Origin of the sequence: Fulvivirga kasyanovii, assembly GCF_009711405.1 — a bacterium.
GTDB classification, from domain to species: domain Bacteria; phylum Bacteroidota; class Bacteroidia; order Cytophagales; family Cyclobacteriaceae; genus Fulvivirga; species Fulvivirga kasyanovii.
In genome coordinates, this window is sequence record NZ_SMLW01000455.1 from 1 (window position 1) to 7,665 (window position 7,665).

10 protein-coding genes are annotated in these 7,665 nt (G+C 41.0%); 3 read left to right on the forward strand and 7 right to left on the reverse strand.

The window, feature by feature from the left end; genetic code table 11:
* The 3 genes from E1163_RS07630 to E1163_RS07640 form a co-directional block, all read left to right on the forward strand.
* The coding region (locus tag E1163_RS07630) for a segregation and condensation protein A (protein WP_155170842.1) at nt 1-546 on the forward strand (546 nt) is incomplete at its 5' end.
* Nucleotides 547-1,602, forward strand: coding sequence for a lysylphosphatidylglycerol synthase transmembrane domain-containing protein (locus tag E1163_RS07635; RefSeq protein WP_155170843.1), 1,056 nt, complete (start codon nt 547-549; stop codon nt 1,600-1,602).
* A 329-nt stretch (nt 1,603-1,931) separates the two neighbouring features.
* Nucleotides 1,932-2,540 (forward strand): hypothetical protein, encoded by a 609-nt coding sequence (locus E1163_RS07640; RefSeq protein ID WP_155170844.1) that lies wholly within the window; start codon nt 1,932-1,934, stop codon nt 2,538-2,540.
* A 273-nt stretch (nt 2,541-2,813) separates the two neighbouring features.
* Here E1163_RS07640 and E1163_RS07645 read toward each other — a convergent pair whose 3' ends face one another.
* The 7 genes from E1163_RS07645 to nusB all read right to left on the reverse strand — a co-directional run bounded on the left by E1163_RS07645 (nt 2,814) and on the right by nusB (nt 7,589).
* On the reverse strand, nt 2,814-3,548 hold the full coding sequence (locus tag E1163_RS07645; protein WP_155170845.1) for a 3-keto-5-aminohexanoate cleavage protein: 735 nt from the start codon (nt 3,546-3,548) through the stop codon (nt 2,814-2,816).
* The gene (gene coaE, locus E1163_RS07650; protein WP_155170846.1) at nt 3,548-4,150 is read right to left on the reverse strand and encodes a dephospho-CoA kinase; all 603 of its coding nucleotides are present in this window, start codon (nt 4,148-4,150) and stop codon (nt 3,548-3,550) included. The genes E1163_RS07645 and coaE overlap by 1 nt, the downstream gene beginning before the upstream one ends.
* Entirely contained in the window at nt 4,140-5,081 is a 942-nt protein-coding gene (locus E1163_RS07655; protein ID WP_155170847.1) for a YbbR-like domain-containing protein, read from the reverse strand. Before E1163_RS07655 ends, coaE begins: the two co-directional genes overlap by 11 nt.
* A 17-nt stretch (nt 5,082-5,098) precedes the next feature.
* The gene (gene yajC, locus E1163_RS07660; RefSeq protein WP_155170848.1) at nt 5,099-5,422 is read right to left on the reverse strand and encodes a preprotein translocase subunit YajC; all 324 of its coding nucleotides are present in this window, start codon (nt 5,420-5,422) and stop codon (nt 5,099-5,101) included.
* 105 nt (nt 5,423-5,527) lie between these two features.
* Entirely contained in the window at nt 5,528-6,067 is a 540-nt protein-coding gene (locus E1163_RS07665; RefSeq protein ID WP_246223550.1) for a DUF1573 domain-containing protein, read from the reverse strand.
* Nucleotides 6,068-6,149: 82 nt separating this feature from the next.
* The gene (locus E1163_RS07670; protein ID WP_155170849.1) at nt 6,150-6,467 is read right to left on the reverse strand and encodes a YtxH domain-containing protein; all 318 of its coding nucleotides are present in this window, start codon (nt 6,465-6,467) and stop codon (nt 6,150-6,152) included.
* A gap of 12 nt (nt 6,468-6,479) precedes the next feature.
* Complete coding sequence (gene nusB / locus E1163_RS07675) at nt 6,480-7,589, reverse strand: transcription antitermination factor NusB (RefSeq protein WP_185156008.1); 1,110 nt, start codon at nt 7,587-7,589, stop codon at nt 6,480-6,482.
* Nucleotides 7,590-7,665: the final 76 nt, after the last annotated feature.

Sequence of the window (7,665 nt, forward strand, 5' to 3'; positions counted from 1 at the left end):
AAGTCCAAGATGCTTTTGCCGAGGCCTCAGTTAGATGAAGAAGGCAATGAAATTGACCCGCGTGAAGAACTGGTGAGGCACTTGCTTGAATACAAAAAATATAAATCCGTACTCGAACAGCTCCAGCAAATGGAGGAGGCAGAGATTGAAAAAGAGAAGCGCGGCAACCTGATGAAGGAGGTTAGATCGCTTTCCGAAACCGTCAATGTCGAATCTGAACTGCAGGATATGGACCTTTACAAACTTTTAAAGGTATACCTGAAAGTAATGGAGCGATATGAAGTGGAGAAAAATAAACCCAGGCATGAAGTAATTCAATACCCATACACGATTTCCGGCCAGCGGGATTATATAATGCATGTGCTGGACGAATCACCCAAGCTGGCCTTCGAAAAAATAATAGCTTATGACCCTAATAAGATAGCCGTAATTTTTAATTTTCTGGCAATACTTGAACTGCTCCAGATGAATCTTATCACCATGCATTTAGGCGAGGGATTCAACAATTTCTGGATCGAAAAACTGGAGCAAGTGGCAGCCGAGTAAATGAACCTGGATACACAAAAAATACTGAAGACGCTGAATCCTAACAAGATCTGGTTGCCAGTGGCCATCAGTGTGGGTTTTGTGGCCTTCCTTATTGTTACCGACGACAGTTTTACCCCTCAAAAAATAAATCTGGTATTTCAGGCTGATATTGTTCCGATCTTCCTGGCTTTTGGTGTCCTTATTATTAAAGAGCTGGCATATATCTACCGCATTCGCACCCTGACCAACGAAGATCTGAGCTGGTCCAGCAGTGTTTATGTCATTTTACTCTGGGAGTTTGCCTCGGCCGTCACCCCTTCGGTAGTAGGAGGTACAGCAGTTGCTGTTTTTATTCTGTTAAAGGAAGGGATCAACCTCGGCAAGTCGATAGCTTATACTATGCTTACCGCCATTCTTGATAATCTTTTCTTTGTTGTATTCGCTCCGATAGCGCTTTTGCTTATTGATCCCAATTATTTCCCGGACTTTGAAGGCACTTTAAAGGGCCTGTTCATATCCAGTTATTCATTGATAGCCATCTATACTTTTATTATGATCTTCGCCCTGTTTTTCCGGCCGAGATTATTTAAATGGATACTGATCAAGATCACATCAATAAAATTTCTGCGAAGATGGAGGTATGCTGCGTATCAGCATGGTAATGAAGTAATGTGGGCCAGCTCCCTTATCAAAGGCAAGAAAAAGAGGTACTGGGGCAAAATAATATTGGCCACCATAGTAGCCTGGGTTTCGCGGTACGCTATCCTTAACTGCTTAATTGCCGCGTATACCAACGACCTTGCCTTCACAGATCACCTTTTGCTTTTGGGCAAACACCTGATCCTCTGGGTGGTAATGCTGGTTTCGCCCACACCAGGAGGCTCCGGCCTTGCAGAGAATTTCTTTATTGAGTTCTTTACCATTTACCTCAACGAATTTACCTTAGGTGTAACCTTGTTCTGGAGGCTCATTACGTACTATCCATACCTGATAATCGGCGCGCTCATATTGCCACGATGGATCAAAAGGGTCTTTTTTAAGGGCCAGAAAAAAGAAGAGTACGTTAAAGGGTGACACTTCCATAATGGAGTCTGAGCCCAATGTTAAGCCAATATTAACACAGATTTTTCTTTGGCTTTGTGAAGCTAATCCATCTAAAATTTGGTGTTTTAATTAGGCGAAATATCCACTTCTGTCCTTCTCAATACCTTCAAAATTTTCACTGAGGGCATTTTGACACTTTTTCAGCCTGAAAGTAAAACAGACGTAATATCCGGTCAAAAAAGCGGATTTTGGTTAATGAATACTTAAGAATGCCTTGAAAGTTCCATAAACACTTATTCAGCTTTTCGTGTCGACATTTGCAGTGTCTAATGAAAATTAAAACTCAAAATTAAACAGACATGAAAACAAGAAATGCAATTTTAGCTATGCTTTTTACAGTAATAAGTGTAGCAGCGTATGCCACCGAAGGCGAAAAAGGAAACAGCAAAGCTGCACCGAAAGTAGAGGTGAGCACTGAGAGCAGCAATGTGTACCGTGTATTGTTCATGGGTAAAAGTGATGCAAAAACCGTCATCAACATTTGGAATGCTGATAAAAGGTTGGTTTTTACCGAAACTATCAAAAAAGTCAATGCTTTTGTAAGGCCCTACAATTTCAGCCAAATGCCTGATGGTGTGTATACTTTGGAAGTAATAGAAGGAAATACTGTAAGTAAGCAGTTGATCTACCATGGTTCTGTAGCACCAAGCAATGAAGTACCTGTTGATTTGAATATTGTAAAAGTGGCTCCTGTAACAGGAAAAGAAGACATTTATAAACTTACAATTATCCAAACCGGAGAGACAAAGGCTGACATCAGAATTTTGAACGCCGATCAGAAAGTGGTGTACAGCTCAGCAGAATCTTTTGAAAGAGCTTTTTGCAAGCTTTATAACCTTAGAAGAATGGACAAGAAAGCTACTATTGAAGTAGAGATCAATGGTGAAGTTAAAAAGTATGAGCTATAAGCATAGCCTCATACTTTACTTACACATTAGCATGGCAATTGGCTGTATTTCACAAAATACAGCCTTACTTTTTTTACGAGAGTGGTTTGGCCGCCTAAAACCTGAAGGCTGCGGATCAAACCTAAAACCTGTGAAGTAAATGGATTTGAAAGTAAAACAAGTAATGTGAAACTTGCCGCTGAAAATCAGCAAACCGCGCTTATTGTTATTATTATACGAGTTGCCTACTGCTTTTGCCGATTGCTGATTAACAACTGTCTGTCAGCAAAGAGGTTAAAATTTAGGGTCTCCCCCCAGAAATGCCACTTGATCCAAGGCTGCCTCTACTAATTCCCTGTTGCTGCCGGCTTGTTTACCACCGGGAAGCCACAAGGTATCTTCAAAACCCATTCGGCTACTTAGTCCCATTGCCCTCGCAAATGTCAGAACCTTCCAGGTAGTTTCGTTTTGCCCATGGAGCAGGAGGGGAGTACTTATCTTATTTTTTTTCAATTCAGCCCATATGGACCGTGCATTATCTATGGCTTCCACGACACGACTTTCCATAGGCTCAATTAAAACCCTTAGGCTATCAGTGATACCCATTTTTATCAGCTTATGAGCGCTTTCCAAAGTCCATACTCCGGCTTCAACACCTATACCTTTATTGCGGAGCAATGATATGATCTCTACTGCATTTTCCTCGTGGATATTCACAGAGGCAAAATCCGGAAGTACAGTCCAGTTCCGGATCATATCCGGGGTCTTAGGTCCTTCGATCCATTCGCCCGTACTGATGCCAATGGGCACTTTAACCTTTGTTCTAAGCTTTAAGAGTGTTTCTGCTACTATTTCGGGGTGGAGTGTTTCTTTACCCAATGTGTCTCTGGGGTGGAGATGTATGGATCCGGCGCCTGCTTTTACCACCTCTGCAGCATCCTGCGTCAGCTCCTGTATGGTGACAGGTACATTTGTATGATCACTTTTGCTCCTGCTTCCATTTAGTGCTGCTTGTATATGTAAGGCCATTAAGCGAGGCTTAAAATCTCTTCGTGCAGTTTCAGTATCTGAGGGATGAGCATTTGATTCTCATCATTGAAAACATTGAAATCAGCACGTTGCTGTCTTTCGGCCTCTGGCATTTGTTTCTCAATGATTGATTTGATCTCTTTTTCATTGCGAAAAGGATCCCGGTGTATCACACGCTTAATGCGCAGCTCTTCCGGGGCGGAGACATTGATAACTTTGTGGAGGCGCTTATATGATCCGGCTTCGAAGATCAGAGCGGCTTCTTTTATTACATAGGGTTTTTCACCATTACTTGTCACCCACCGGTCGTAATCTTCACCAACTGCGGGATGCACTATGGCATTCAGGATTTTCAATTGATCGGGGTCGTTAAATACCTTTCCGGCAATATAGTCCCGGTCTAACCCCTTTTCGGTATATGCTGCTTCCCCAAACTTTTCTGTAATTTTTCTCCTGACTTCCGGGTTGTTGTTGGTTAGCCATTTTGCTCTGTTGTCTGCATTATAAACGGGCACACCCAATAAAGAAAAAATTTTGCAAACCAGGCTTTTGCCCGAGCCTATGCCTCCTGTGACCCCTATTTCGAGAGGTTTACTCTTCATTGAAGCGAACTTTTACTTTTGCAGTATCAAGCTTAACTTCCTGGATGTAACCGGGATAGTTAACCAGCTTAGGGGTGATGGTGGAGTCAGCTTTGTCCATATCCTTGTAGTCAACCACTGCTTCAAAAGCTTCTGAGGTTACGTTTTCTCTTTTTGACTGGCTTACCAGGAATTGGACGTTAATAGAATTTTTTTCAATGTATGCTTTTCCGTTTTCAGGAAAATTGACTGTTTTTAAGGGAGTACTTTCCGAAGCCTCAACAAATTCCTCTACACCAAACACTATACTCAGTGTAGGCGGGTTTCTTTTGATTAAATTATTATTTGGAGTGTTGACAGGTACATCCTCCTTAAAGTTTTCGTCGATGTCTTTTTGAGGGATATTTATCAGCAGCGTATCGGGCATTTGGGTAAGTATACCTTCAGGGCCTTCGAGAGTTACGGAATCCGGGGTATATCGGACAGAATTGACGAGCCTGTACCCGGAAGCCAGTGAGATGCCCGCACTATCCACTTTTACCGGAAAAGTACGTGTGATCTTTTGGTCAATATTGATGTGAAGGGTATCCGTTAGTACATAATTAAGCTCGACTTCGCTGATTTGATCTGAAATCAGAGCAGGAAGGGCTCCACCGGTGATCTTCTTAAGCTCAGATGGAGATTCGAGCGCTATTCGTAAAGGAGTCACTTTAATACCGAGGCTGTTCCTGAACAAGTTCCAGCCCAGTCCGCTTACGTTTACCTGTATGTACTCGGGCAGCTCATCTACTGCAATGTACTTTTCCTTGTCGTAGACAAACTGAAGCGGATACTTTAATGTGGTGGAGTAGTTTTCGTTAAGCGCATTTAAAAACCAGAATGTAGTGGCGGCAAATACGCATAAAATAATGACCCGAAGACGGTTTGTCTTATCGGGTCTTAAAGATCGCAATATGTCATTTAGCTTGCTCAACTTTTCTTTTCTTCCTTAGCAGGAGCCGGTTTGCTGGCTTCCAGCGAAATAGAACTTTTCTGGAAAGTCATTTTTACTCCTTTATCTACTTCCAGTACCACGGTAGTGTCATCAGTGCTCAGTACTTTGCCATGTATACCACCAATGGTAACGACCTGATCACCTCTTTTGATCTCTTCAATAAATTTCTTTTGCTCTTTCTGCTTCTTTTGCTGCGGCCTGATCATGAAAAAATAAAAAACGAGGGCCACACCACCAAATAAAATAAGTGAGGATAAGCCTCCGCCTTCACCAGCCTGCAATAATATAGTCTTGATCATAATCGTATTGAATCGTTAAAATTTCTGCTAAAATACGCTAATAAAAAAAACATCCCAACTCCTTTGCAGGAGCTGGGATGAAAAGTTTAAGTTCTTTATACTGGCTTATTTTTTTACAGGACCTTCAGCAGGAGTTTCACCACCTGCGGCAGGAGTTACTTCGGCTTTAATTCTAAGCCTGGTTTGCTTAGGCCATGTGTTTGCAGTAATAGTTACTGTTTTGTTTTGTACGTTTGGCTTACCCTTGCTATTAAATTCAGCAACGATTTCGCCGGTTCCACCAACAGGGATCGGCTCTTTAGGCCATGTAGGTACTGTACAACCACAAGAACCCTGAGCATTTTGAATGATCAACGGAGCTTCGCCAGTGTTAGTGAATTTGAATGTATGCTTTACTACATCTCCTTCGTTAATAGTACCGAAGTCATGAAAGTCTTCTTCAAATGCAAATGCAGGAAGAGGGCCTTCTGGCTTCTCCTCAGGTTTGGTTTCAGGAGTAGTAGTTGCATTATTTTTACCTTCTACCTCTGCAAGTCTGTTCTCCAATTCAGCTATTTTCTTCTCAGCCTCCTTGTTGTTTCCGCATGCTGCAAATACCATTGCAAAAACAGCCACTAGTAATGATAACTTGATTCCTTTGTTCATATTGGTTAAGTAATTTTAAACTGAGCCTTCGCTCTTTTTATTATAACAATTGATAAAACAAAAATTTATAAAAATCGTTCGTTTATTTTTTCTCGTTTTTCTCTCCGCTTTTGATATGTGAGATCAGTTGATCCACATCTTCCAGCAGCCTTTCTGCTTTTTCCTTGGCATCGTTTACTACTCGCTGTCCGTGACTTTTGGCTTCGCTCAGGTTAGAGTTTTTTTCTGACATTAGGTCTTCTACCAACTCTTCAAGCATCTGCTTGTATTTATCTAACCTGTAAGTCAATTTATCCCGGGTATTTGATCCTTTATCAGGAGCATATAAAATACCGAGAGCGGCACCGGTAGCTGCTCCCAACAAAAAAGCAAAAAAAGAATTTCCTGATTTACTGCTCATAATTAATGCGTTTTATTTGTTGTCGATTAATCCACGTCCACTTTTTCTGATAGCTCCGGAGTCTATAAGCTCGGAGGCAATCACATCAAGTACACCATTTATAAAGGTTTTACTCTTAGGAGTACTGTACCTTTTTGCGACCTCAATATATTCATTAATTGTCACTTTTACAGGGATGCTGGGGAAATTAATCATTTCGCAAATGGCCATTTCCAGTATGATTTTGTCGGTTGTGGCAATACGCTCGATGTCCCAGTTTTTTGTTTTTTTGGCAATTAAATCCTCGTATTCAGCTTCTACTTTTATGGTATCTTCAAACAGCCTTATAAAGAACGCCTTGTCATCTTCCCAGTTATAGGACAACTCCTGTAACTCAAAATCATCACCAGACTCTTCGGTGATCGATTTTATCGTCTTGGTGGTCAGGCTCTTTATAATAGGCCTGTCCTCAGTCCAGTTGAGGTCTTTTTCTTCCAGGAACTTGTCAATCAGGTCATCCTTGAAAAGGATGTTTTTTACAATATGATTGACAATGTCCTTGTCTTGTTCAAACGATGGGTTATCCAGTTTTCTGTAACTGATATAAGCCTCATCTGTTTTGATTAGTTCCTTAAACCATTGGCGAACCTCACCCTGATAATCATCCCAACTGATATTTCGCCTCAAGCTAATATTTTCCAGCGACTTGTTAAATTTTAAAGCTTTTATTAACAAATTTTTAACAAAGTTGTCGTGGTCCTGCTTCGTGTCGTTTTCAGCCTGATTACTTAGTTCTATCAGCAGATTGAGCATGGAGATATAGCGATCAAGCACTTTTTCTGCTTCAATCACCATATTCTTTTTAAAGAACTTGAAATCTTTGTCTATTTGACGGTAGTAATCACTTATCGCTTCGTTTACTACATCATTGACCTTGTCTACAGAGCCCTTGGAGCTTATAAAACTTTGAGATTTATAATTCTCTTCAAATATCTGCAGCGCCTCTTGTTTTTGCTTGTTGAGTAATTCTTTGTCCTGCACCTCCATGGAGTTGAGATCAGGGGCAAAGCTTTCTTTGATAAATTCCTGCGCCAGACCATAATTTGCCCCTTTGCTTTGCTGAAAAGCAAAAATGGTCTGCATCCCTTTAATTCTTAATGTTCGTCTATTAAGCATTTACAATAATTGAAAGAACTGACTTTCTAAAAAATGAAAAAAA

Bases quoted from the DNA above. Each gene is read 5' to 3' on its own strand.
- E1163_RS07635 (WP_155170843.1), top strand. From the start codon at position 547: ATGAACCTGGATACACAAAAAATACTGAAGACGCTGAATCCTAACAAG.
- E1163_RS07640 (WP_155170844.1), top strand. From the start codon at position 1,932: ATGAAAACAAGAAATGCAATTTTAGCTATGCTTTTTACAGTAATAAGT.
- E1163_RS07645 (WP_155170845.1), bottom strand. From the start codon at position 3,548: ATGGCCTTACATATACAAGCAGCACTAAATGGAAGCAGGAGCAAAAGT.
- coaE (WP_155170846.1), bottom strand. From the start codon at position 4,150: ATGAAGAGTAAACCTCTCGAAATAGGGGTCACAGGAGGCATAGGCTCG.
- yajC (WP_155170848.1), bottom strand. From the start codon at position 5,422: ATGATCAAGACTATATTATTGCAGGCTGGTGAAGGCGGAGGCTTATCC.
- E1163_RS07665 (WP_246223550.1), bottom strand. From the start codon at position 6,067: ATGAACAAAGGAATCAAGTTATCATTACTAGTGGCTGTTTTTGCAATG.
- E1163_RS07670 (WP_155170849.1), bottom strand. From the start codon at position 6,467: ATGAGCAGTAAATCAGGAAATTCTTTTTTTGCTTTTTTGTTGGGAGCA.
- nusB (WP_185156008.1), bottom strand. From the start codon at position 7,589: ATGCAGACCATTTTTGCTTTTCAGCAAAGCAAAGGGGCAAATTATGGT.